The sequence below is a fragment of the Acinetobacter sp. 3657 genome, from assembly GCF_031456775.1.
Lineage (GTDB): Bacteria > Pseudomonadota > Gammaproteobacteria > Pseudomonadales > Moraxellaceae > Acinetobacter.
In genome coordinates this window covers 1-22629 of the sequence record NZ_JAVDVH010000019.1, presented here as the reverse complement: position 1 = coordinate 22629, position 22629 = coordinate 1, and the positions used below count along the sequence as shown (strand labels likewise).

Here is a 22629-nt window from a genome sequence, read left to right as displayed (position 1 = left end):
ACAAAATGTGGAGAAAAAAGATGCAACAAAAATTAATGCCGATTTCTATGCTTATGGCTGCCATGATGGGTATGGGGCTAGTGGGTTGTTCTAAGCCTGCTGAAACATCTGAACAAACAAAAACAGAAACCAAAGCTGCACCAGCTGATGGTGAAACCATTAAAGTCGGAATTTTACACTCCCTTTCGGGCACGATGGCGATTTCTGAAACTTCACTGAAAGATACGGCATTGATGACCATTAATGAAATCAATGCCAATGGCGGCGTACTCGGTAAAAAGTTAGAACCTGTGGTGGTCGATCCTGCATCGGATTGGCCGTTGTTTGCTGAGCGTGCTCGTCAATTGATTACTCAAGACAAGGTCGCGGTGATTTTTGGAAGCTGGACCTCGGTATCACGTAAATCTGTTCTCCCTGTGGTGGAAGAATTGAATGGTTTAATGTTCTACCCAGTGCAATATGAAGGTCAGGAGCAGTCTAAAAATATTTTCTATACGGGAGCAGCACCGAACCAACAGGCGATTCCTGCGGTTGAATATTTAATGAGTGATGAGGGCGGTAAAGCTGAACGCTTTGTCTTACTCGGTACGGATTATGTCTATCCACGCACCACCAATAAGATTTTAAGTGCGTTCTTGAAGTCGAAAGGCATTGCTGATGCCGACATCATGGAAGAGTACACTCCATTTGGTCATAGTAATTATCAAACCATTGTTTCCAATATTAAGAAATTCTCAGCGGGTAAGAAAACCGCAGTGATCTCCACCATCAATGGTGACTCAAACGTGCCCTTCTACCGTGAGTTAGGCAACCAAGGGATTAAAGCCTCAGAGCTTCCGGTGATGGCATTCTCTGTCGGTGAGGAAGAATTGCGTGGGATCGATACCAAACCATTGGTTGGACATTTGGCGGCATGGAACTATTTTATGTCGATTAAAAATCCAAAAAATACTGAATTTGTGAATAAATTTAAACAATTCGCGGTGGAATACAAATTGCCAAATGCGGACAAAGTGGTCACCAATGACCCAATGGAAGCAACTTACGTCGGCATCAATATGTGGAAACAAGCGGTTGAGAAAGCAGGCACGACAGATGTAGATAAGGTACGTGAGGCAATGGCAGGTCAAACCTTCGCCGCGCCATCGGGTTATACCTTAAAAATGGATGCTAGCAATCACCATTTACACAAGCCGGTGATGATTGGTCAAATCCGTGCCGATGGTCAGTTTGATGTGGTTCATAAAACGCCTGAAACCATTCCAGCAGAGCCTTGGAGTCCATACATCCCGAAATAAAGCTTTTTAGAGCCTGTTGTTGATGCAGCAGGTTCTTTTCATTTTTTTGATTTAACCATTCAAATATAGATTCAATAAAGGGGAGTCATATGGCGAAACACTATGTGTTAGCAGTGCTCTGCGTTATGGCACAGTTTTTTTGTGGTCTTGCTTGGGCAGAGCAAAGTACTTCGGCGGCCACATCTCCTATCGTAACGCCTACAACTACTCAAGATGCGATTCAAAGTTTTGTGAAGGCAGATTTCGCCACGCGCCGTGCCATGCTAAATCAATGGCCAGCCAGTATTGAACAGCTTGATCAGTTAGTTGCGTATATTGACCAAAATGAGTTGTATACCGATAGTGCAGGACAGACTTACATCTTACAAAATGATGAGGTCTTATTGAGTTACCCTGCCAAACAGGTATTGGAAGATTGGCCTGCCGATTTGTCCCAAGTTACTTTGGTCAATACTTTACGCAAAGCGCTCAATTTTGGGCAAGCCAAAGCCAAGCTTGATTCTGACGATGCCTCGCAACGTTTGGCTGCGGTAGATATTTTGGAAAATAATCTCGCTGAAATCGATTTAGCGATGGTTAAACGACTGTATTTAACTGAACAGAATAATAAAGTCAAAGCCAGATTAGCGCAGCTCAAAGCACGATTAGAATTCAATGATACCGACGTATTTGGAAAAATTGCTGCGGTCAATGTCTTAGCTGAGTCGAATCGTCCTGATGTATTGGCATTGATGGAACAAAGTCTAGCGCAACCGATCAACAATCAAGAATTACATGCCGCTTTGGTTGATGCCAAGAGCAAAATTAAAACCAGAATTCAGGCCAGTGAGTGGTCTGGACATGTGTTTTCGGGTTTAAGTACCGCCAGTATTTTATTGCTTGCTGCACTTGGTCTCGCCATTACCTATGGATTGCTTGGCGTGATCAATATGGCTCATGGCGAATTAATCATGATCGGTGCTTATACCACTTATGTGGTGCAAAGTTTTTTCAAAACCCATTTTGTCGGTTTAGTCGATTGGTATTTACTGGCAGCGATTCCTGCTGCCTTTTTGGTGAGTGCGTTGATCGGCATGTTGATTGAACGCACGGTGATTCGTCCCTTATATGGTCGCCAACTTGAAACGCTGCTGGCAACTTTTGGTGTCAGTTTGATTCTGATGCAATTGGTTCGCATGTTTTTTGGTGCGCAAAATGTTGAAGTGTCCAATGTTTCATGGCTCAGTGGCGGTATTGCACTGACGCCAAGCTTGATGCTGCCGTATAACCGTATCGCGATTATTGTGTTTACCATTGCAGTGTTATTTCTGTTGATTTTCCTACTGAATAAAACACGTTTTGGCCTGTTCGTTCGTGCGGTCACGCAAAACCGTCAGATGGCACGTGCAGTCGGCATTCGCTCAGCGCGGATTGACATGATGGCATTTGGTTTGGGTTCTGGTCTAGCGGGGCTGGCAGGCTGTGCGTTGGCACAAGTCGGCAATGTTGGGCCTGATCTTGGACAAAACTACATTATTGATGCCTTCCTTGTGGTGGTGGTTGGTGGTGTTGGACAAGTGTGGGGCGCAGTATTGGCAGCACTGGGTCTAGGCATTAGCGGCACGATGTTGGAAATCGGCATGGGTGCTGTATTGGCAAAAATTATTCTACTGGTACTTGTGATTTTGTTTATCCAAAAACGTCCACAAGGTTTGTTTGCCATCAAAGGCCGTTTTGTGGAGTAAGCCAATGAAAATCACTTCTTTATTTGCAGATAAACCCTATAGCGCAGTCGCCATCGGCTTATGTTTTGGGATTTTATTGACACTCCCTTGGTTGCATCTGTTACCGCCTGATTCGGCATTTTACTTGTCGGCTTATTGGATTACCTTGATTGGCAAGATCATGTGCTTGGCTTTGGTGGCGTTGGCACTAGATTTGGTGTGGGGCTACGCTGGGATTCTCAGCTTGGGGCATGGCTTGTACTTTGCCTTGGGCGGTTATGCCTTTGGTATGTATCTGATGCGCCAATCCGCAGGGGATGGGTTGCCTGATTTTATGCGCTTCCTTAGTTGGACGGAGTTGCCGTGGTATTGGGCAGGAACAGATTATTTTGTGTGGGCAATCGCTTTGGTGGTGTTAGTTCCAGGGATGGTGGCCTTTATTTTTGGTTTCTTTGCCTTTCGTTCCAAAATCAAAGGGGTGTATTTCTCGATTATCACTCAGGCGATGGTGTTTGCCGCAGCGTTATTGTTCTTCCGTAACGAAACAGGTTTCGGTGGCAATAACGGTTTTACAGGCTTTAAAACCTTATTGGGTTTTGACATTACCTCTGCACCGATGCGCGCCACACTGTGCTTTACCACTGCATTGGTCTTAATGTTGTGTTTTATCGGGTTACGTCAACTGATGAACCGCCCTTATGGTCGAGTCCTTGGGGCGATTCGTGACAGTGAAAACCGTTTGCAATATTTAGGTTATCGCACGTTGTGGTACAAGCTTTCAGCGTGGGTATTGTCCGCGGTGATTGCAGGCATCGCAGGCGCACTGTATGTGCCGCAAGTTGGCATCATTAACCCAAGTGAAATGAACCCTGTCAATTCAATTGAAATGGCGGTGTGGGTCGCAGCAGGTGGGCGCGGTACGTTGATTGGTCCAATCTTGGGCGCAGGTCTGATTAATGCGGTCAAAACTTATTTTACCGTCGCAGCCCCAGAAGCATGGTTATTGATCTTAGGCGCATTATTTATCGTGGTGACGATATTCCTTCCGAAAGGTGTCATCGGTTTATTTGACCGCTTTAAAAAGGAGCGCAACTAAATGAATGAAGTCAGCACCAATTCAGCACAACATGGCGGTCAGCTTGGCGAAGGTTATGGGCGAATCAAAACACTGGATGCAGATTTTAGTCACGGTATCGCACTGTACTTAGAAAATGTCAGTGTTTGGTTTGATTCTTTCCGCGCCTTAAATGATCTATCACTCTACATTGCTGAGGGTGAATTACGCTGCATCATTGGACCTAATGGTGCAGGAAAAACCACCTTAATGGATGTGATTACAGGTAAAACTCGACCGACCACAGGGACGGTATTTTTTGGGCAAAACTATGATTTAGCCAAAATGAGTACCGAGCAGATTGCAGAAGCGGGTATTGGACGCAAGTTCCAAAAACCGACGGTATTTGAAAACTTCACGGTGCTGGAAAATTTACTGTTGGCTGCACCACGTGATAAACGGGTCAAGAAAAGCTTGTTCAGTCGTTTAGATCCCGAAGCACAACTGGCTTTAGATGAAACACTGGAGCAAATCCGTCTCAAAGAGTTTATCCATAAGCCAGCAGGTTTATTGTCACATGGACAAAAGCAATGGTTAGAAATTGGTATGTTGTTGATGCAACGTCCCAAGCTGATTTTATTGGATGAACCTGTGGCAGGCATGACCGATGCCGAAACTGAGCGTACAGCCGAACTCTGTTTAGAGTTGAAAAAGAACCACACCTTAGTGGTGGTGGAACATGACATGAGTTTCATTGATACCATTAGTGAAAAAGTCACCGTGTTGGCGCAAGGGGCAATCTTGGCTGAGGGAACATTGGCAGAAGTACAAGCCAATGAAGATGTGATTGAAAAATATTTGGGACGATAGGGGGACACGTATGCTAGAAGTGAAAGAAATTAACCAGTTCTATGGTGGTAGTCATATTCTGCGTGATGTGTCGTTGTCTGCACCTGTAGGTGAATGCAGTGTGGTTCTTGGGCGTAATGGTGTAGGTAAAACCACGTTATTAAAGTGCTTAATGGGGATTTTGCCAATCAAATCAGGGCAGATGCTGTTAGATGGAAAAGATATCGCCAAAATGTCACCTGAACAGCGAGTACGTGCAGGGTTGGCCTATGTGCCGCAAGGGCGTGATATTTTTTCGACGCTTACTGTTGAGGAAAATATCTTGATTGGTATGGCGAAATTTTCTGGTGCAAAGACGCGAAAAGTGCCGAGTCATCTCTATGAAATTTTCCCTGTGTTGGATGAAATGAAACATCGCCGTGGTGGGGATCTGTCAGGCGGTCAGCAACAGCAGCTCGCCATTGCCAGAGCTTTAGCCTCTGAACCTCGGGTTTTGATTTTGGATGAGCCAACGGAGGGGATTCAACCCTCGATTATTAAAGATATTGGTCGGGTGATTCGTAAGTTGGCAGATCAAGGTGAAATGGCGATTGTGTTGGTTGAGCAGTTTTATGATTTTGCTGAAGAACTTGCTGATAATTATACCGTGATGGCTCGAGGGCAGGTGGTTGCACAAGGGCGTGGTGAGGATATGCCTGAGAAGGGGATTCGAGAATTGGTGGCGATTTAATAAAAGCCTCGTAAGAGGCTTTTTGTTTATTTATCTTCAATCTTATAAAACGTACCACCTGCATAAACATTATGTCCAAAGCCACATGAGGAATGACCATTGTTTTGTTCTACCTCAATTTTTTGTCCATTCTGCGGATCATTTAAAAATTGAAGTTTGATCTGACAGTCTTCATAACGATATTTTGCCTGTTTTGCGGTGATCGGCATGCTGGTTTCAAATGAACCCAGATTTGGACCATAAATTAGCCCACGCAGTCCAAAATAGTAGCCCTCAAAGTCAATCAGATAGCGATTCTGTTGTTTTTTGACGGTGATGTAATCCCATTGACCAAAGCCATTGGCTCGTACATAGCTCCCTTGTAAGTCTTTAGAGAGTTGCGGTTTAGGCAGTTGTTTTAAATTATATTGACTGGTTTTAGTGTCTTTATTCCGTAAAAACCAGACTCTTGCCCATTGTGGTTTGCCGAGCTTGGCATAGCTCAGTCCGACATTATTATTGGCGATCTCAACGTCTCGGTCAGTGACTCGAATGCCGCTTTCTTCGGCATTCAGTTGGCAGAAATGTGCCCATGCGGCTTGATCTTCAAATTGTTTCACCGCTTTTGCATATTGCTTCTGATCGTAGAACTTTTTGCCCGCTTGTGCATATTGTTTTACTTTGGCACAGCCTTGTTGTAACTCTTGTTCAAACGATGATTCAGCGAAACTTGTGGTCGCTGCGAAAACACTAGTGATAACGAAATATAAGGGTAATGCTTTCATCTTATTTATCTTTATAAACTCAGATAATTTCCATTCTAACCAGCAAGATCACAGGACAGCAGTGCTGTATTGTTAAATTTTTATTGAGTATTTAACTGTAGTTGCATCAGGACTAAATCTCGCCATTGCCCAAACTTTTGTCCGACTTGTGGCATGTAACCTGTTTGCACAAAACCGAGCTGTTGATGTAGCACGATTGAGCCTGTATTTTCGCTATCAATTGCTGCGACCATGATATGCATCTGTTGTTGTGTTGCGAGATGAATCAGTTGCAGCATTAAGGCTTTGCCTAGACCCTGACGTGCGTAGCTTGGATCAATAAAGACAGAATGTTCAATAGTTTGATGATATCCAGCAATGCTCCGAAATGCGGCATAGTAAGCATAACCGACCACTTTTTTATGTTGTAGATCTTCGACCACAATCATGGGAAATTGCTGTTGCTGTAAATCCTGAAAGCGTTGTTGATATTGTGTGAGCGAGACGGTTTGATCATTCCAATTGGCTGTTCCAGTTGAAATTTCAGCATTGTAAATGGTCAGTATTTGTTTTAAGTCTTCGATCGTTGCAAAACGGATTTGATATTGTGAAGCCAAAGTATGGGGTGCAAGTGAGATATTTACTGACATGGTATCGGTCATCAAATCATATGGGAAAAGTGTGATTTTTCAAAATAAGAGAAAAATCAACCAATTCTAATATGAATGATCGTAGCAAAAACAGCAAGGAATGCCTTGCTGTTTTTTAAACTGATCTAAGGCTTAGAAATGGTATTTGACTAAAGCGCTAACGTTGTTTTCATCGCTGCCTTTGATACCAAATTTGTTATTCCAAACCGAGTGTTCAACACCCAGATACAAACGAGTGTCTGGTGAAATGTGCTTACCGACATTCCATTTATATTGTGTGGTCCAGTTGAGTTCGCTGGCATGATCTTTTTCAGCCGTTGACCAATCAAGGAAACCGTCCACTAAAAACTCTTCGTTTGACAGTTTAAATGGCAATGCATAGGCGATCGTCATTTGATAGTCATCCGCCGTTTTTTCATTGTTGGCGCGGTAGAAGTTGATATTCGCATATTGGAAATATGGAATTTTAAGATCAAAACCTACGCCGTATAAGAAATTATCGAAGTTACTGCCATCGGCGCTGTTTGCTTCCCAAGTTGTTGAGATCAAAATATCTGTAACTGGGCCAAAAGCCAGTTTTTGACCTGAAATTTCACCCAAGCTTAAACGTGGAGAAAGCTCGAAATAGGTGCTTTTATGGTCGTCACTACCACGCATACGATCCATAAAAAAGAATACATCGGCATATTTTACTTTTGCCGCATATTCAACCGTTAAAGTTGTTTGCTTTTCATCAACAACTTCATAGTTTTCACCATATAAACCCGTGAGGCTAAAGTCCTGCCAAATAGGCTTTGCCTGAGTGAAAGCTGCTGTTGATACCAATAAACATGTCGCCGCAAGTTGCTTAAATTGCATTAAAAAGATCCCCCTAAAAAGGCGTGTAAAGCATACAAGGAATTAAGCAAAAATAAAGCCAAATTTGACCAAATGCTCAAAAGAATTGTATAGGCTGGAACACTGGAAAATGCGGATCCAACTCAGTCGTTTTTATCGCACGCAGACTCGATTTCAACATAGAGTGTTGTGCATGATTTGAGGATGTTTATTTTCATCCAATTGGCTTGATATTATTCAAAAAATTTTTGCTGCGAGAGGGAAAACCTGCGCTAAGTGCCTTAACGGATGCACCAACGCAAATAAAAAATGTCAAAAATCAGCTTGCATATTTTTAATTATGGACGGATATTGGAAATATAGAAGATCTTCTCACATACTGAAAAGCAACAGATGCAAAGCAAGGAGACTACAGGTATTTACACAATCAGAATATACAGCTGCACTGAATGACGGCATGCTCAAAATGCGTCTAAATAACAAGTTTAGTCAAAACGTCTCATCGAAAAGAGAGGAAGATATTTATGAATATTGAAATCCGTACAGATAAAAACATTCAAGGTAGTGAACGTTTAATTGGTTATGTTCGTGCAGAACTAATGCAAGAATTTCAACGCTATAGTGAGCGTATTACACATTTTTCAGTTCATCTCAGTGATGAAAATGGGGAAAAAACGGGAGATCATGATAAACGCTGTATGATCGAAGCTCGCCCAGCAGGTTTGAAGCCTGTCGCAGTAACGCATAAAGCTGCAAATATTGATTTTTCTATTCATGGTGCGATTGATAAGTTGAAACGCAGTCTGGAGCATTTGTATGAGAAAAAAGACCACCATCGTGGTGGCTTGCCTGAATATATTGATGTAGATGATGATTTAGATGTAAAAGAAGCATAATCATATCTGCATAAAAAAAGCCCAATATCGGGCTTTTTTTATGCGTGTATCAAATTTATACATGATTTTTAGTTCGTTTTATAAAAAGCTGTCGGGATATTCGGCATAATAGAAACATTAAATATTATATTGTGAGAATTGGTCATGTTAAGCAAACAGCAACAGGCCTTGGTGCAAGCCATACAACAACTCGATTTAGCCCAAGTGCAATCTCTACTTGCTGAAGGACTTGACCCGAATTTTATTGATCCTGAGCAAGGTCCACCTGTTTCAGTCATTTGTGATGGCTTATTTGCATGGTGGGAAAAGATTTGTGAGGCCTATGAAGCCAATCAACCCATTGCTGAAACTGAAAAACAACAACAACTTAAAGTCTATTTAGATATTTTAGATGCACTCATTCAGGCGAAAGCGAATTTGCATTTGTGGGATGCAGAAGAGTTTTATGGCCCACTTTGGGATGCAGCAAGTTCAGCTTGTGCGCCAGTGGTAAAACGCTTATTGGATGAAAAAGTTGATCCAAATACACGTGATGAAGAAGGTTTAACGATTTTATCATCAATCAGCCAACTGTTCTTTGATTGTGACTTTGATGAAATCGATTGGTCGGAGTCATTAGCTGAAGAGCGTGAGACGCTTGAGTTACTGCGTAACAATGGTGCAAAAATGTCAAAAGAATTGACCGCCTAAGCGTAGTCAAAGAATAGAAAGGGGATAATGATGAATAAACTTCAAACATTGAGTTTTATTGCTGTATCGATGATGGCGAGCACGACTTTTGCTGCAGATTTCTCTTTTGATCGTCCTGGCGCTGGCATGGGTACAGGAATTACGCCTGTCGGGCAGCTCGCATGGGAACAAGGTTTGCCGACAGTCAGCTATCAACAACAAACCGTAGATGGTGAAAAAGAGAAAACCTTAACCCTCAATGGCGACATGTTATTGCGTACAGGTTTGGCTAAAGGCTTGGAATTACAACTTGGTTGGCAAGGTCCTGTTTGGCAGCAGCATAAACGTGCGGGCATGACCAAAGAAAACAATGGTCTAGGTGATGTCAGCATTGGTTTGAAAAAAGCCATTAATCTACACGATGATCGTTTAACCATGGCGTTATTAGCAGAAGCGATTCTTGCTACTGGGAACGATGAATTTACTGCGCATGATGATATCTATAGTTTAACTTCGGCTGTGGCGTATGAGTTTAGTGATCTGATCGGTACCTCAATCACCATGCGTTACGAAGCGCAAAACAGTAATTGGGCGGTAACTGCGATACCTACCATTGATTATAAAATTGCAGGTAAATTATCTGGATACTCAGAGTTTATTTACCGTAAAGCAGAAAGCCAAGATTATGAATATGGCTTAGGCACAGGTTTGGTGTATGCGGTGAATAATCGGATGCAGCTCGATGCCAGTGTTGGTGTCGATTTAAATGGTGATGCAAGAAGCTACAATGGTGGTTTAGGCGTATCGGTTTTATTTTAAGCAAAAAGTCTTCTCATGATCTCCCGTGAATTCCTGTATATCTCATCGGGAGCATTGGGCTGATCGAAGAGAAATCATCATGAAAAAATGTACTCAGGGTGGCTATAGTTCCGAACTGATGTGTTACTTCCTTGGTAGTTTATTGTTGTTGTGTGGGTCGATGACCTATGCCCAAGAGAGTGTATCCGAGCAACTGTTAAGCCCTGAAGATGCATTTGCCTTTTCGGTTGAATCGACTGAGCGTAATCAGGCGCGTCTACATTGGAATATTCAACCAAACTATTATTTGTATCAACACAAATTTGAAGTACAACAAGGCAATCAACCCGTACAATTAAATTTGCCTAAAGCGGTTGATCAATATGATGAGAACTATGGACATAGCCAAGTTTATTATCAGCAAGCTGAATTTGATATCCCAACACAAGCATCTCAACATTATCGGGTAACGTGGCAAGGCTGTGCCAAAGATCGGATTTGTTACCCACCCCAAAATATTGAATTTCAGACCGATGCCGATGGTCTGGTCAGTGTGCAAAATACAGGTTCAAATTCACAAAAACGTTTTTTAGATGTGGCTCGTTCTGCCAACGCCTTAAATACCCAAACTACCGCCTTTGATACCGCTTCAGATGAAGCCTTATCTCCTGTCGACTCCCCTGCGACTGACTCAGCTGGTATGGCACAAGACCAAAAGTGGTCTACCACCTTGGCACAACACTCACTGGCCTATAGTGTATTGTTATTCCTCGGTTTAGGGATATTATTGGCCTTTACGCCGTGTTCATTACCGATGTTGCCGATTCTGACCTCGTTGATTGTCCGTGACAATAAAGGGGTAAAAGCATGGGCGATCGCCTTTACTTTTGTGGTCAGTATGGCCATGGTTTATGCCGTGTTAGGTATGATTGCTGCATCGGCTGGACTTAATTTTCAACGGTGGTTGCAACAACCCGCGACTTTGATTGCTTTTAGCCTATTATTTATCGTGTTTGCCTTAAACCTATTTGGTTTGTTTGAGCTAAAACTGCCACAAAAATGGGTCAATCAATTGGATCGTATGCAGTCGATGCAACAAGGGGGCACTTTAGTTGGTGCCAGTGTCATGGGCATGATTTCGGCGTTATTGGTTGGGCCATGTATGACTGCACCATTGGCGGGAATCTTGTTGTTTATTTCGCAAAATCAAAATCAATGGCAAGGTGCTTTATTGTTGTTCACGCTTGGTTTTGGCATGGGACTGCCTTTATTGCTTGCGAGTGTTTTAGGTGCTAAAGCCTTACCGAAAGCAGGCGAGTGGATGCATCAGATTAAGGTGATTTTTGCCTTTTTAATGTTGGCATTGAGCATTTATTTTCTGCGCCCGTTATTGCCAGAGCTGGCGATGCAATTGCTTAGCCTCGTTTTAGGTCTGGCTTTTATTATTTACGCGCTGTACCGATTATTTGCTCAAAAGGGCAAGTTGCAGTGGCTGTATATTCTCTTGTTAATACTCACCATTCCATTTCTTGCTTATACTCAATATCAACATATTCAGAGCCTTGGTTCTGTTGAGGCGGAAAAGTTGGCTGAATGGCATGTGGCAAAGACCGCTGAGCAATTTCAACAGGTGTTAGCCAATGCGCCGAAAGATCGCGGCATTATTATTGATGTATATGCAGATTGGTGTGTGGCATGTCAGCCAATTGAGCACCGTATTTTAAAAGATGCAGCAGTACAGCAGGCTCTGTCGCCGTATTATTTAATTAAACTGGATCTAAGTCAGTATGATGCTTCTCATCAAGCTTTATTAAAGCAATGGGATATTTTAGGGCCGCCGACCTACTTATTTTTAGATCAGCAACAACAAGAAATTCGTTCGTTACGATTAACTGGGGCATTTAAAAAGGCAGATTTATTACAGCAACTGGCTTTATTTGAAGGAAAATCATAAGCATGTATACTTTATTTATTGGCAATAAAAATTACTCTACTTGGTCGATGCGTCCTTGGATATTATTAAAACAGGCAGGGGTTTCGTTTCAAGAGCATCTCATTCAGTTTGATGATTTTGAACTAGATAGTCCGTTTAAGACAGAAATATTAAAACTGAATCCGACGGGCAAAGTACCTGTACTGGTAGATGGTGATGTTACGGTTTGGGATAGTTTGGCGATTTGTGAATACGTCGCAGAGCAATCTCCTGAAAAAAATCTATTGCCACAAGATAAAAAATTACGTGCTCGAGCGCGTTGCATTAGCGCAGAAATGCACAGTAGTTTTCAAAGCTTACGTAATCTTTGTCCAATGAATATTGAAGCTGATTTAGCCCATATCGGTCAAAAACTTTGGGCTGAACATGATCAACTTCGTGCTGATGTGGCTCGTATTGAACAAATTTGGTCGGAACGCCCAAGTGAAGATAGCTTCTTATGTGGTGAGTTTAGTGTTGCCGACGCATTTTATGCACCTGTAGTCATGCGTTTTGTGTGTTTCCAATTCCCTGTATCTGCTTCAAGCCAAGCTTACATGCAAAAAATCTTGTCTTTGGCATCGGTTCAGCAGTGGATCGCCGAAGCCAAACAAGAACAAATGTTTGTGCTTGTTGATGAGCCTTATCGTCAAAATCGGGAAGAGTATTTGACCAACTAGACAAAATCCAAACAAAGAACTCCCACTCATAATCAAAACATGAGTGATATTATGGCTTGAAATATAGCCATAATAGGAGAAACTGCCCGGTGTTTTTAAAAACTTATAAAGCAATGTGGCGTGTTTCCAATAAATTTTATAAAAATGAGAAGCAACATTTAATTGTTCTGATTGGCTTGGTTATTGCCACGAGTTTTATTACTGCTATTCTTCCTTACTTTATTAAGCTTATTATTGACAGTACTCATCAAAATGAAGGTATTAACTACATCTATGTTTTAGTGGTTTCATATTGCCTTGCTTGGTTTTTGTCTCAGATTATTGAATGGGTTAAAAATGCGCTAAGTGGCTTGATTAGTGCAAAACAAGAGACTTCGGTACTCATTGCGAGTTTGGAAAACTATCTTAGAATAGAAAAATCGAGGCAAGATAAAGTCGATATTGGTATATTCAATGCCGAGGCAGTACGAGCAAGTAATGCTTTTTCTATGATCACTTTTGCATTCTTGCTTGCTTTCTTCCCTGTGGTATTACAGCTTATTTTTATTACTTATATTCTTAGTGTAAATATTAGTGTGATTTTTGCTTTAGGTTTTCTTGGGACAGCATTTGGACTGTTCTTGATCTCGGTTTTTATCAATAGGAAGAGTAAAAAATATTATGAACCATTGTATTCAATAAACAATATTTTAAATAGTAAGTTTCTTGAAAAGATAAATAATGCTTATGAGATCAAAGTGAACAATGCTGTTGATTTTGAAGTCGATTATTTCAAGAGGAATGTAAAAAAATTTATTGATCAAAGTTTCAATAGTCATTTAAAAATTGCTTGTTTAATGGTCTTCCAAATTGCTTTTATCTTTCTCTTCTTGCTTGGTTTTTTACTTCTTTCAACCAAGTTGTTTTCCATAGGAAAAATAACCACAGGCGATATGGTGATGATTAGCTCTTATATCATGATGCTAACCATGCCATCTCTTATGATCTCTCAACAAATTAACTTACTTGCAGGTAATGCTGTAGCAGTAGAAAAATTTTATAGCTACTTTGAGTTTGAAAAAGACGAGTTGAATAATAAAATGTATCAGAATGATCATTTATTATTTTCATTTAAGAATGCATTGTTAGAAGTCGGCGGCAAGCTAAGTGCTGAAGTAAGCTTGGATTTATATAAGAATAAGATGTACGTGATTATTGGAAAGACTGGGACTGGGAAATCAACTTTAATTAATTATATGCTAGGTGCTTATAAGTTAAAGGGAGGGCAGTTATTTTATAAAGATCTAGACATAACTAAACAGTACTCTACTAAAATTTTTGATGAGGTGGCCTTTGTTGGACAAAACTATTCTATTTTTACTGGTTCTTTAAGAGAAAACTTAATTTATAACGCGAAGTATGCTTATACCGATGATGAGATATCACAACTGCTTATAATTTTTGATCTACAACATCTTCTTTCAGATAAAAATATTTCATTAGATGATGATATCAATGAATATCTGAAAAGTTTTTCAGGTGGTGAAAAGCAACGTTTAAATATATTACGTGCAGTGCTAAAGAAACCTAAAGTGCTCATTTTAGATGAACCAACCTCAGCATTGGATTCTCATACAAGCATCAGGATTTTAAATTTCCTCAATGAACATATTGAAACATTAATCGTGATTACACACGCTCAAGAATGTAAAGATCTTGCAGATGAAGTGATTGATGTCGGGCAATTATTCAGGATTACAACACCTTTAACTTAGTCTTATTTTAACTGTTAGCTACTCGTCAAATCTTCAAAAATTTGGACTTGATTCCGTCCAGCCGCTTTCACCGCATAGAGTGCTTGATCCGCCTGACTAATAATCAGATGCGGTTCATCGGCACTGAGTGAACTACTGATCCCAAAGCTGGCACTGACCGAAAACGCTTGTTGATCCTCTGCCACAAAACGTAGGTTCGCAATTGCTAAACGACACCGTTCCGCGATATTTTGCGCTTGAGTGGTGGTGGTATGTGGCAACAATAAAATGAACTCCTCCCCACCAAAACGACCAATCATATCTTGATCACGTAAATGCTTGGTTAAGCAGTTCGCGACTTGAATGAGAACCTGATCTCCCATGCTGTGTCCAAAATGATCATTAATATTTTTAAAATGATCCAGATCAAGCAATACAATTGAATATAACGAGTTGGGTTGTTGATGTAACTTTTCTAGATAAGCACTAATGCTACGACGATTTAACACATCGGTGAGAGGATCGAGACGGCTCAGATGCTGAATTGCTAGCTCTCGTGAACGCCATTGGGTCAGTAAAATTTCAAATAGAAATAAACAGGCAATCAAAATTGGTAATAGAAAAAACAGCATGCTCATAACCCAAAAGGGATGCATCTCAGATTGATTGAGAACTTCTGGTTTAAATAACGGTGCGTACTGAAGCACGCCAAACATACTGAGAAAATTGCAAAATAATAATGCAATGGTGGCAGGCACCAGCGCGCAATAAATCATCTTACGATTAAATAAAACCAATCCAACTGCGACGACACTGACGTACACCACCATGGTGGCGGGGCTAAAACTCCCGATCAAATAACTGGTATGGCAGAGCAGCACGGTAAAAAGCTGCACAGTTAAAATTGGAATGATTTCATATGCCCAAGCTTTGTCTTTGTAGCGATAGCAAGGCACGATTAGGCTTAAAAAGACCATCAGCATAATCACGTTGGTCCATAACTTGGAATAAACCAACGGTAAATTTACCCACTGCCATGTGATGGGATTGAGCAAGACCAGCACATCCCAAACAATCCCGAAAAGGGTCATAAAAGCAGCAAGTATGAGCAGCAGAATAGATTTCTTTAACATGTTCCAGTTAATCAGTGGTTCATGTTCCCAAAATTGCGAGAAATTCCATTTTTCTCGATTGACTAAACGCTTAAAATGAATCTTTATCATTGGCATGCATCCTTATATGCAATGAGATTCCTAAGAGACTTTATGAATGTAAATTCGTCATCAGAAAGATCAAGAAACGCTAATTAAAATAACAATAGCATCTTTAGAATGAGAAAAAAGTCTGGTTTTAGGCTTTTGAGTGCAAATCAGGACGGGAAAAATTCTTTGAGAAATAGACTATTATCTAAATATCCAATCAATCATATTTTATGATGACAAAAGTGAATCAAGAATGACAATGGCCAGCGATAGCTGACCATTTTCACACAACTTGAAGGTGTTTAGTCACGATCGAGTCGATGTGCAAATTTAGCAATATCTGCTAAAGCTTGCTTGGCTTCTGGGAACCATGCATTGAACATTTGGAAGTTGTGCCACATGCCAGTATAGAGTTTAAAGATCACTTTGACATCGGCTTGTTCCGCTTTCTCACGGAAGCGTTTTGAATCATCCAATAGAATCTCTTTTGATCCAACCTGAACCAGTGTCGGAGGTAGACCTGTTAAATCATCAAATAGCGGTGATACCCGAGGATCGTCCGCTTGGATATCTTCGGTTAAATAATGATTGATGCCTGCTTGTAACGCTTCAATTGAAAGTAAGGCATCATGCTTTTGATTGAAACGCAGTGATTCGCTGGTGAGAGTCAAATCTAAATAAGGTGACATTAGAATCAAACCACTTGGCATCAACTCAGGTTGCTGTTTGAGGCGTAAGCACAGTGCCAATGCGAGATTTGCACCACAAGAATCACCAGAAACAATAATATCTTTGGGTTTAATCCCTTGAACAAGCAGTGTTTGATACACATCGAAGATTGCATCGATCGCATCTGGGAACGGGTGTTCAGGCGCCAAAGGATAATCGATATGAATCACTTGCATCTGTGTACATGCCGCAATATCAGTCATTAGAGCACGGTGTGTATTGAGGCTTCCCAAGAAAAAAGCACCACCATGAATATGAAAAATGAGCTGAGTTGCCGCGGCTTGAGTTTTAATTTCTTCACCACGAATACCTGCCAAACGCAAAGGACGAATTCGTGCATTAGGATTATGTGGAAATAAGCGACACAATTGATCCAATACAGGACGCAAAGCATTCGGTGCTAGATTGAACTGACTCGGTGTACGGATGGTCGCTTTGAGTAGGGATTCAGTAAAATAATATTTCCAAACAGTACCAAATTTCATAATTTTTCCATATTGTTAGAGCAGTATACAACTAAGAGAATGCTTGATTTTAGTCCACATTTTGTTGTGATCAGAACAGTGTTTTGTAGCTGTTCAGATTGTACCTAATAGTCACAATCAAGAATTGCAATATTAATGGAAGTTCTCAATACTCTTAGTCTTAAAAGACCCATTAAGGATATTACAAAAATGAAGAAAATTGCTTTAGCACTAGGATTGTTTAGTTTGACCGCTTTTGCCAATGCGGCGGATGCATTACACGGTAGCGTGTGGCAAACCATTGATGATGAAACTAAGCAACCAAAAGCGATCGTCAAGTTTACTGAACAAAAGGACGGTTCATTATCTGCATCGATTCAGAAGTATTTAGTCCCTGGCCAAGAAAGCGTTTGTACGAAATGTGAAGGTCCATTTCATAATAAATCACTGAATGGTGTAGTCATTGTTCGCAACCTGAAAAATTCAGGTGGTGTAAATTATGATGGTGGTTCTATCGTTGATCCAAAAAATGGTAAAACCTATAAACTCAAAGCTGAACTCACTGACGGTGGTCAAAAGCTGAAATTACGCGGTTATATCGGTGTTGCGGCACTGGGTCGTAACCAAACTTGGGTACGTTCTAACTAAGCTCGTTTTATGAATGAAAAAAACCGAGTCAAATGACTCGGTTTTTTGTGATGTCTGCTTTAAGCAGATAAGTTCTGATAAGTCTCCTCATCAAAACCGATGACAAAACCTTGTGGCGTTTGTAGGACTGGACGTTTAATTAAACTTGGTTGTGCGATTAAAGCCTCAATCAGATTTTGTTCAGTGCTGGTGGCGAGAGCTTGTTCGTCCGCCGTCAATTTGCGCCATGTAGTGCCTTTTTTATTCAGCACTTTCTCTGCGCCGATGTCTTTCAACCAAACTTCTAAAGTCGCAGCATCAATGCCTTGTTTTTTATAATCGTGAAATTGGTAATCGATCCCTTTTGCTTGTAGCGTATCAAAGGCTTTTTTCATCGAATTACAATTTTTAATACCGTAAATTTTAAACATGCTGAAAACCATTGGGAAATAAAAAAAATATCAATGACAGCCTAACGCAAAGTACAAAAAGAGAAAACCCGCATTTAATCATCCTGATCATGCGGGTCTCATTTCAACGTCCAATGTCTCATCCTTGCAAATAAACTTAAACTAAGTTTATTTTGTCTTCCTACGGCGTCCTATCCTTTTGTGGTCATCCTGACCGCTTCCCTGTGCCGTGCAGCTATAATGCCGATACAGCAGCTAAATAAAAATACACAAAAAACGACATGGCATGTAAGTTAAAGAGGCGGTCAAAGTGAACAGTTGTTCACTTAATCGTGTATTTTATAGTCAATAATCACAGGTGCATGGTCGCTAAACCATTGTTCTTTATAGACCCAAGCGTTTGCAGCACGTGCTTTCCAGTCTGGAGAGCAGGCGTGGTAGTCGATACGCCAACCGACATTTTTTGCACGGGCTTGTCCACGATTTGACCACCATGAGTATAATTCTGCTTCAGGTCGTACTTCACGGAAAGTATCGACATAACCCAATTCATCATAGATATGGTCAAGCCATGCACGTTCATGGGGCAAGACGCCTGATGATTTCTGGTTGCCTGACCAGTTCTTAATATCAATGCGTTTATGCACGATATTGTAATCACCACACACGATGATCGATTTATTTTCATCTCGCCATTGTTTTAGTATTTGGGCATATTCTTGTAGAAATAAATCTTTACGTGCTTGCGCTTCGTCACCACTTGATCCTGATGGTAAGTATAACGAGGCAATATGAACAGGATGTGACAGCCCTAAATCAAATTCAGCCGCGATAAAACGACCTTGCGAGTCTGCCAGTTCGAAACCCAAACCATTTTTCACTGAAACAAAGGGCAGACGGCTATAAATCGCCGTGCCTGCATAGCCTGCACGTTCAGCAGGGAAGAGGTGGGTATACCAACCTTCAGGTTTGAATTTATCGGTCCATTGTTCATGCGTGATGCGGCTTTCTTGCATACATACCACGTCAGCATCGGACTGTTCTAACCACTCCAATAGTCCTTTGGTTACGGATGCGCGTAGTCCATTCACATTAATTGAAACGACTCGAAGAATTTTTACATCACTTGGATAGCTATCCTTTGGTATCATACGTCTGTTTAACCTCAATTGAAGAATTTGGAGCACCTTATATGACAACGGCTGTGTCATTTCATCCGCAAGCTTTTATCGAACTCGCATTATCACGTGGTGTGCTTAAATTTGGTGAGTTTACCTTAAAATCAGGTCGTGTCAGTCCTTATTTCTTTAACGCAGGTTTGCTCAATGATGGTGAAGCACTATCGTTGTTAGCACAAGGCTATGCGGATAAATTGGTTCAGTGTGACAATGTTGGGGTGATTTTTGGGCCTGCGTACAAAGGCATTCCTTTTGTTGCAGCGACAGCAGTGGCGTTATCTCAAGTACATGGCAAGAGCATACCGTGGGGTTTTAACCGTAAAGAAGCCAAAGATCACGGTGAAGGTGGCATGTTAGTTGGTGCATCGGTTGCTGGTCAAAAAGTTTGGATCATTGATGATGTGATCACTGCGGGTACTGCGATTCGTGAAGTTGTGACGATCTTGAAAAATGCAGGTGCGACCATTGCAGGTGTGTTGGTGGCGTTAGATCGTCAGGAATGTGGTCAAGGTGAACTTTCTGCGATTCAGGAAGTGCAAAAAGAATTGGAAATTCCAGTGCATGCACTTATTACCATGAAAGATTTGATGGATTATTTAGATGCGAAAGGCGAGAAAGAAGCTTTGGCAAATATGCAAGCTTATCGCGAAAAATATGGCATCTAAGTTTTAAATATAAATAAAAAAGGAAGCTGAGGCTTCCTTTTTTATTTAAGAATATGGATGGTTAGTATCTTGGCAGAGCGGGGATACCTACATTTTTTAATTCTCCATTTAATTTTCTTCCATCTTCAAGGACAACATTATTAAATTGAATGGTTCCCTTGTCCTCATCAATACTGATTCCACTACAATCATCATTCACAGTTTTGCAATTCCATTTTTCAAATAAATTAATGTTGATTCGATCTTTTTTAGGTGTTTGATAAGCAAGGTTAATTTTTTTGGTTGTCGTGTCTAAGCGTACATTCAGATCAATTCTTAAAATTTGATTGCTGAAATGGAAAAATTTATATTGATTCTTAGTGTATAAATTAGTGTCTATAGGAGTGAACACTTCATTTGTATTTGTAATGATTTTTCCGTAGGGGATCTCCTGTTCGAAACTGCCAGTTAACTTAAGTTCAGGCCCTTTAATATACCCGAATGGTGCATTGAATATATTTTTAATAATATTTAGGCTTTGAATACCGGTATTCTCATTATTTTTAAATATATAATCAATTCCCCACTCTGCTTCATAAATATTAATAAAGTCATAGCCTTCTTTTAGATAGTCGGAATTGCGAAATATTTTTTTGTCATCAAAGTCAAGCTCTTGCAATTTTTTGTTTAATTCAAATAATATTTTTAATCTATTTTGATTACTAAAATAAGGTCTTGGATCGTTAATAGCTTTTAAAATAATGCTCTGATCATTAATAGCTAGATCATTTTTGATAACAGATAGAGTATGGAAGCGCTTCTTAGCTTGGAATACTGGCCAAGTCGGATTTATCTCGATTTTAATTTGGCCTAAAATTTTTGAATTTTCCGAAAATGTATTTTTTTGCTCATTGCGATCAGAACCTAAAGCCTGGCCATTTGCATTTAAAACAAAATAAGTTTTTCCATCTTTTTCTTCTGTTAAATTGTACTGATAGGTTTCTGAACAATTTTTCTCACAGAAAAGATAGACTTCACTGGTGCTCAAACTTAGGCTCGTGATTTTTGAGGGGTCTTTAGGGTCAATAGCTAAGCCGAAAGTTGTTAAAGGATTAATATGTGCTTCACCTTCTATACTTGGTGTATTAATGCCGAGTTGCCAAACATCATTATTATTAGCTTCAAACTCAATAATGCTTTTTTCAAACAATGGCGTTACATCTAGGTTGTTGAGAGAGCTAATACCTGAGTCGATGATCTTAAAATTCCCGTACTGGAGTTCTTTTTTTAATACATTTTCAGTTGGTTTTGTATTAGGCGGAGGATTTGTAGAAGTCGTGGTATTACTAGATGAGCCACCACCACAAGCTGATAAAATACTTGTACTTAATAGCAAGGGGAAAATGACTTTTTTACTAATTTTCATAATCAACAATCTTTAATTTTATTCAATGTTGCGTAATATAAATTGCAAAATTTCAATAGTCAAAAATTTCTTAACTAATTAACTAAATAGAATATGGATGGACTAGCATTAGAGAATATGTGTGATGAAACCTATTTTTTCGAAACAACATAAAAGTTTTATTAAATCATCAGTTTCCATTCATATCGCAAATCTGTAATATAACTCAATGCCAAATGGGTTTTGAATGTGTTGGCTCATCTTATGAGGGCCATTTAGCGTATTCATAAAAAACTAAACATTCTGATCCAACATTGCAGGCATCAAGATTTCTTTAACACAGCTTGCTTTACTGGTTGAAATAATAAAATTAATTGCATGAATAACATCTGCCAAAGGAATTAAGGAGTATCCAGTTTCCTCTAAAATTTCTTCAACAGGTTTGGCGATTTCATATTCACTGGCAAGATAGCCTAAGTTCAGTACACTTACCCCAATTAAATATTCACGTAAGATTTCTCTGAGGGATTGAGCTATGCCTCTTAGGGCAAATTTGGTTGCGGAGAAAACAAGTTCTTTACCATTATGATTATCAACACCCCAAGTCGAACCGATGAGAATGATTTTTGCATTGTCAGAGCGTTTCAAATTTTCAAGCAATGATTGAATGGATTCGATAAAAGTAGTGATATTGGTATTAATGATTTGGTTGATTTCAGCGGCAGGAACGTCTGCAAAATTATAATTGTCGCTAAATGCCTGTTGTTCCCAAATACCTACGTTGTAAATCAGCACATCAATTTTTTGCTGTCCAATTGCTGTTTTTACGTCACTTACAGCTTGTTCAGGTTTGGAAAGATCGGTACAGATCCAGTTTAAGTTAGGGATTTCTCGTGGTTGAGTTCTGGATACGCCATAGATGGTATCTGTTGGCTTTGGCACAGCTTGAACAATCGCTTTTCCTAGACCTTTACTAACCCCGTAAATGAGAAATGTTTTATTTGAATCACTCATCAATCTTTCCATGTATTCAAGATTAAAAGGCAACTATAAAAGCTCAACTTAGCTTGAGGTCAAGGACTAACTTTAGTTATTAGGCAAAATATGTGAGAGTTCCGTGTGTTAGTTTAATTGATCGATTATTGAAATGATGATTGAAAAAAAAGCGTGGAACGTGAAAAATCACAAAAAAACCGTTCCAGTGTGCTGAAACCTAGAAAGGATTTAGATAAAATATTGATGATAAAAAGAAAAGTTCATGTGTTTCGCATAAGGCGTATTATGTTAATTTTAGAAATACTTATAAAAGGTCAAAAGCTGAAAAAAAGATGATATAAACAATAAAAATAAAACCAACA

At 40.1% G+C, this 22629-nt stretch carries 22 protein-coding genes; 13 read left to right on the top strand and 9 right to left on the bottom strand.

Annotated elements, in window-relative coordinates; genetic code table 11:
- Window positions 1-20 precede the first annotated feature (20 nt).
- The 5 genes from urtA (at window position 21) to urtE (ending at window position 5634) form a co-directional block, all read left to right on the top strand.
- The gene (urtA, locus tag J2Y37_RS14885; RefSeq protein ID WP_349033311.1) at window positions 21-1298 is read left to right on the top strand and encodes an urea ABC transporter substrate-binding protein; all 1278 of its coding nucleotides are present in this window, start codon (window positions 21-23) and stop codon (window positions 1296-1298) included.
- A gap of 89 nt (window positions 1299-1387) precedes the next feature.
- Complete coding sequence (gene urtB / locus J2Y37_RS14880; RefSeq protein ID WP_349033310.1) at window positions 1388-3022, top strand: urea ABC transporter permease subunit UrtB; 1635 nt, start codon at window positions 1388-1390, stop codon at window positions 3020-3022.
- A 4-nt stretch (window positions 3023-3026) separates the two neighbouring features.
- Window positions 3027-4097, top strand: coding sequence for an urea ABC transporter permease subunit UrtC (gene urtC, locus J2Y37_RS14875; RefSeq protein WP_349033309.1), 1071 nt, complete (start codon window positions 3027-3029; stop codon window positions 4095-4097).
- On the top strand, window positions 4098-4925 hold the full coding sequence (gene urtD, locus J2Y37_RS14870; protein WP_349033308.1) for an urea ABC transporter ATP-binding protein UrtD: 828 nt from the start codon (window positions 4098-4100) through the stop codon (window positions 4923-4925).
- 10 nt (window positions 4926-4935) lie between these two features.
- Window positions 4936-5634: an urea ABC transporter ATP-binding subunit UrtE gene (gene urtE, locus J2Y37_RS14865; RefSeq protein WP_349033307.1), complete on the top strand. Its 699-nt coding sequence runs from the start codon at window positions 4936-4938 to the stop codon at window positions 5632-5634.
- A 26-nt stretch (window positions 5635-5660) separates the two neighbouring features.
- Here urtE and J2Y37_RS14860 read toward each other — a convergent pair whose 3' ends face one another.
- From J2Y37_RS14860 to J2Y37_RS14850, 3 genes are all read right to left on the bottom strand, one after another.
- On the bottom strand, window positions 5661-6398 hold the full coding sequence (locus J2Y37_RS14860; protein WP_349033306.1) for a hypothetical protein: 738 nt from the start codon (window positions 6396-6398) through the stop codon (window positions 5661-5663).
- Window positions 6399-6478: 80 nt separating this feature from the next.
- Window positions 6479-7027 carry an N-acetyltransferase family protein gene (locus J2Y37_RS14855; RefSeq protein WP_349033305.1) on the bottom strand — a complete coding sequence of 183 codons (549 nt, stop codon included), beginning with the start codon at window positions 7025-7027 and terminating at the stop codon, window positions 6479-6481.
- A 132-nt stretch (window positions 7028-7159) separates the two neighbouring features.
- Window positions 7160-7885, bottom strand: coding sequence for an outer membrane protein OmpK (locus J2Y37_RS14850; protein ID WP_349033304.1), 726 nt, complete (start codon window positions 7883-7885; stop codon window positions 7160-7162).
- A gap of 503 nt (window positions 7886-8388) precedes the next feature.
- Here J2Y37_RS14850 and J2Y37_RS14845 point away from each other — a divergent pair.
- The 6 genes from J2Y37_RS14845 to J2Y37_RS14820 all read left to right on the top strand — a co-directional run bounded on the left by J2Y37_RS14845 (window position 8389) and on the right by J2Y37_RS14820 (window position 14633).
- The gene (locus J2Y37_RS14845; RefSeq protein WP_004673497.1) at window positions 8389-8760 is read left to right on the top strand and encodes an HPF/RaiA family ribosome-associated protein; all 372 of its coding nucleotides are present in this window, start codon (window positions 8389-8391) and stop codon (window positions 8758-8760) included.
- Between the two features lie 144 nt (window positions 8761-8904).
- On the top strand, window positions 8905-9450 hold the full coding sequence (locus J2Y37_RS14840; protein ID WP_004673494.1) for an ankyrin repeat domain-containing protein: 546 nt from the start codon (window positions 8905-8907) through the stop codon (window positions 9448-9450).
- 27 nt (window positions 9451-9477) lie between these two features.
- On the top strand, window positions 9478-10248 hold the full coding sequence (locus J2Y37_RS14835) for a transporter (RefSeq protein ID WP_004673493.1): 771 nt from the start codon (window positions 9478-9480) through the stop codon (window positions 10246-10248).
- Between the two features lie 79 nt (window positions 10249-10327).
- Window positions 10328-12181, top strand: a complete 1854-nt coding sequence (gene dsbD / locus J2Y37_RS14830) for a protein-disulfide reductase DsbD (RefSeq protein ID WP_349033303.1) — start codon at window positions 10328-10330, stop codon at window positions 12179-12181.
- 2 nt (window positions 12182-12183) lie between these two features.
- Window positions 12184-12879 carry a glutathione S-transferase family protein gene (locus tag J2Y37_RS14825; RefSeq protein WP_241323518.1) on the top strand — a complete coding sequence of 232 codons (696 nt, stop codon included), beginning with the start codon at window positions 12184-12186 and terminating at the stop codon, window positions 12877-12879.
- An 89-nt stretch (window positions 12880-12968) separates the two neighbouring features.
- Window positions 12969-14633, top strand: a complete 1665-nt coding sequence (locus J2Y37_RS14820; protein ID WP_349033302.1) for an ABC transporter ATP-binding protein — start codon at window positions 12969-12971, stop codon at window positions 14631-14633.
- Window positions 14634-14647: 14 nt separating this feature from the next.
- Here the strand turns inward: J2Y37_RS14820 and J2Y37_RS14815 are convergent, their stop codons facing one another.
- Entirely contained in the window at window positions 14648-15835 is a 1188-nt protein-coding gene (locus tag J2Y37_RS14815) for a GGDEF domain-containing protein (protein WP_349033301.1), read from the bottom strand.
- Window positions 15836-16116: 281 nt separating this feature from the next.
- Window positions 16117-17028, bottom strand: a complete 912-nt coding sequence (locus J2Y37_RS14810) for an alpha/beta hydrolase (protein WP_004673485.1) — start codon at window positions 17026-17028, stop codon at window positions 16117-16119.
- 189 nt (window positions 17029-17217) lie between these two features.
- Here J2Y37_RS14810 and J2Y37_RS14805 point away from each other — a divergent pair, with 189 nt between their 5' ends.
- Complete coding sequence (locus J2Y37_RS14805) at window positions 17218-17655, top strand: DUF2147 domain-containing protein (protein ID WP_241323521.1); 438 nt, start codon at window positions 17218-17220, stop codon at window positions 17653-17655.
- Window positions 17656-17714: 59 nt separating this feature from the next.
- On the opposite strand, the gene J2Y37_RS14800 is transcribed toward J2Y37_RS14805, so the two are convergent.
- Both J2Y37_RS14800 and J2Y37_RS14795 read right to left on the bottom strand, forming a co-directional pair.
- Window positions 17715-18065 (bottom strand): arsenate reductase, encoded by a 351-nt coding sequence (locus tag J2Y37_RS14800; protein WP_349033300.1) that lies wholly within the window; start codon window positions 18063-18065, stop codon window positions 17715-17717.
- A gap of 305 nt (window positions 18066-18370) precedes the next feature.
- The gene (locus tag J2Y37_RS14795; protein ID WP_004673480.1) at window positions 18371-19195 is read right to left on the bottom strand and encodes an exodeoxyribonuclease III; all 825 of its coding nucleotides are present in this window, start codon (window positions 19193-19195) and stop codon (window positions 18371-18373) included.
- A 53-nt stretch (window positions 19196-19248) separates the two neighbouring features.
- Here J2Y37_RS14795 and pyrE point away from each other — a divergent pair, with 53 nt between their 5' ends.
- On the top strand, window positions 19249-19887 hold the full coding sequence (gene pyrE, locus J2Y37_RS14790) for an orotate phosphoribosyltransferase (protein ID WP_349033330.1): 639 nt from the start codon (window positions 19249-19251) through the stop codon (window positions 19885-19887).
- Window positions 19888-19948: 61 nt separating this feature from the next.
- Here the strand turns inward: pyrE and J2Y37_RS14785 are convergent, their stop codons facing one another.
- Window positions 19949-21292, bottom strand: a complete 1344-nt coding sequence (locus tag J2Y37_RS14785; RefSeq protein ID WP_349033299.1) for a hypothetical protein — start codon at window positions 21290-21292, stop codon at window positions 19949-19951.
- A 273-nt stretch (window positions 21293-21565) separates the two neighbouring features.
- Window positions 21566-22285, bottom strand: a complete 720-nt coding sequence (locus tag J2Y37_RS14780; RefSeq protein ID WP_349033298.1) for an SDR family NAD(P)-dependent oxidoreductase — start codon at window positions 22283-22285, stop codon at window positions 21566-21568.
- Window positions 22286-22629 lie beyond the last annotated feature (344 nt).

What these genes read in the sequence shown, in the direction of transcription:
- urtA (WP_349033311.1), top strand. Translation starts at nt 21, where the DNA reads ATGCAACAAAAATTAATGCCGATTTCTATGCTTATGGCTGCCATGATG.
- urtB (WP_349033310.1), top strand. Translation starts at nt 1,388, where the DNA reads ATGGCGAAACACTATGTGTTAGCAGTGCTCTGCGTTATGGCACAGTTT.
- urtC (WP_349033309.1), top strand. Translation starts at nt 3,027, where the DNA reads ATGAAAATCACTTCTTTATTTGCAGATAAACCCTATAGCGCAGTCGCC.
- urtD (WP_349033308.1), top strand. Translation starts at nt 4,098, where the DNA reads ATGAATGAAGTCAGCACCAATTCAGCACAACATGGCGGTCAGCTTGGC.
- urtE (WP_349033307.1), top strand. Translation starts at nt 4,936, where the DNA reads ATGCTAGAAGTGAAAGAAATTAACCAGTTCTATGGTGGTAGTCATATT.
- J2Y37_RS14860 (WP_349033306.1), bottom strand. Translation starts at nt 6,398, where the DNA reads ATGAAAGCATTACCCTTATATTTCGTTATCACTAGTGTTTTCGCAGCG.
- J2Y37_RS14855 (WP_349033305.1), bottom strand. Translation starts at nt 7,027, where the DNA reads ATGTCAGTAAATATCTCACTTGCACCCCATACTTTGGCTTCACAATAT.
- J2Y37_RS14850 (WP_349033304.1), bottom strand. Translation starts at nt 7,885, where the DNA reads ATGCAATTTAAGCAACTTGCGGCGACATGTTTATTGGTATCAACAGCA.
- J2Y37_RS14845 (WP_004673497.1), top strand. Translation starts at nt 8,389, where the DNA reads ATGAATATTGAAATCCGTACAGATAAAAACATTCAAGGTAGTGAACGT.
- J2Y37_RS14840 (WP_004673494.1), top strand. Translation starts at nt 8,905, where the DNA reads ATGTTAAGCAAACAGCAACAGGCCTTGGTGCAAGCCATACAACAACTC.
- J2Y37_RS14835 (WP_004673493.1), top strand. Translation starts at nt 9,478, where the DNA reads ATGATGAATAAACTTCAAACATTGAGTTTTATTGCTGTATCGATGATG.
- dsbD (WP_349033303.1), top strand. Translation starts at nt 10,328, where the DNA reads ATGAAAAAATGTACTCAGGGTGGCTATAGTTCCGAACTGATGTGTTAC.
- J2Y37_RS14825 (WP_241323518.1), top strand. Translation starts at nt 12,184, where the DNA reads ATGTATACTTTATTTATTGGCAATAAAAATTACTCTACTTGGTCGATG.
- J2Y37_RS14815 (WP_349033301.1), bottom strand. Translation starts at nt 15,835, where the DNA reads ATGATAAAGATTCATTTTAAGCGTTTAGTCAATCGAGAAAAATGGAAT.
- J2Y37_RS14810 (WP_004673485.1), bottom strand. Translation starts at nt 17,028, where the DNA reads ATGAAATTTGGTACTGTTTGGAAATATTATTTTACTGAATCCCTACTC.
- J2Y37_RS14805 (WP_241323521.1), top strand. Translation starts at nt 17,218, where the DNA reads ATGAAGAAAATTGCTTTAGCACTAGGATTGTTTAGTTTGACCGCTTTT.
- J2Y37_RS14800 (WP_349033300.1), bottom strand. Translation starts at nt 18,065, where the DNA reads ATGTTTAAAATTTACGGTATTAAAAATTGTAATTCGATGAAAAAAGCC.
- J2Y37_RS14795 (WP_004673480.1), bottom strand. Translation starts at nt 19,195, where the DNA reads ATGATACCAAAGGATAGCTATCCAAGTGATGTAAAAATTCTTCGAGTC.
- J2Y37_RS14785 (WP_349033299.1), bottom strand. Translation starts at nt 21,292, where the DNA reads ATGAAAATTAGTAAAAAAGTCATTTTCCCCTTGCTATTAAGTACAAGT.
- J2Y37_RS14780 (WP_349033298.1), bottom strand. Translation starts at nt 22,285, where the DNA reads ATGAGTGATTCAAATAAAACATTTCTCATTTACGGGGTTAGTAAAGGT.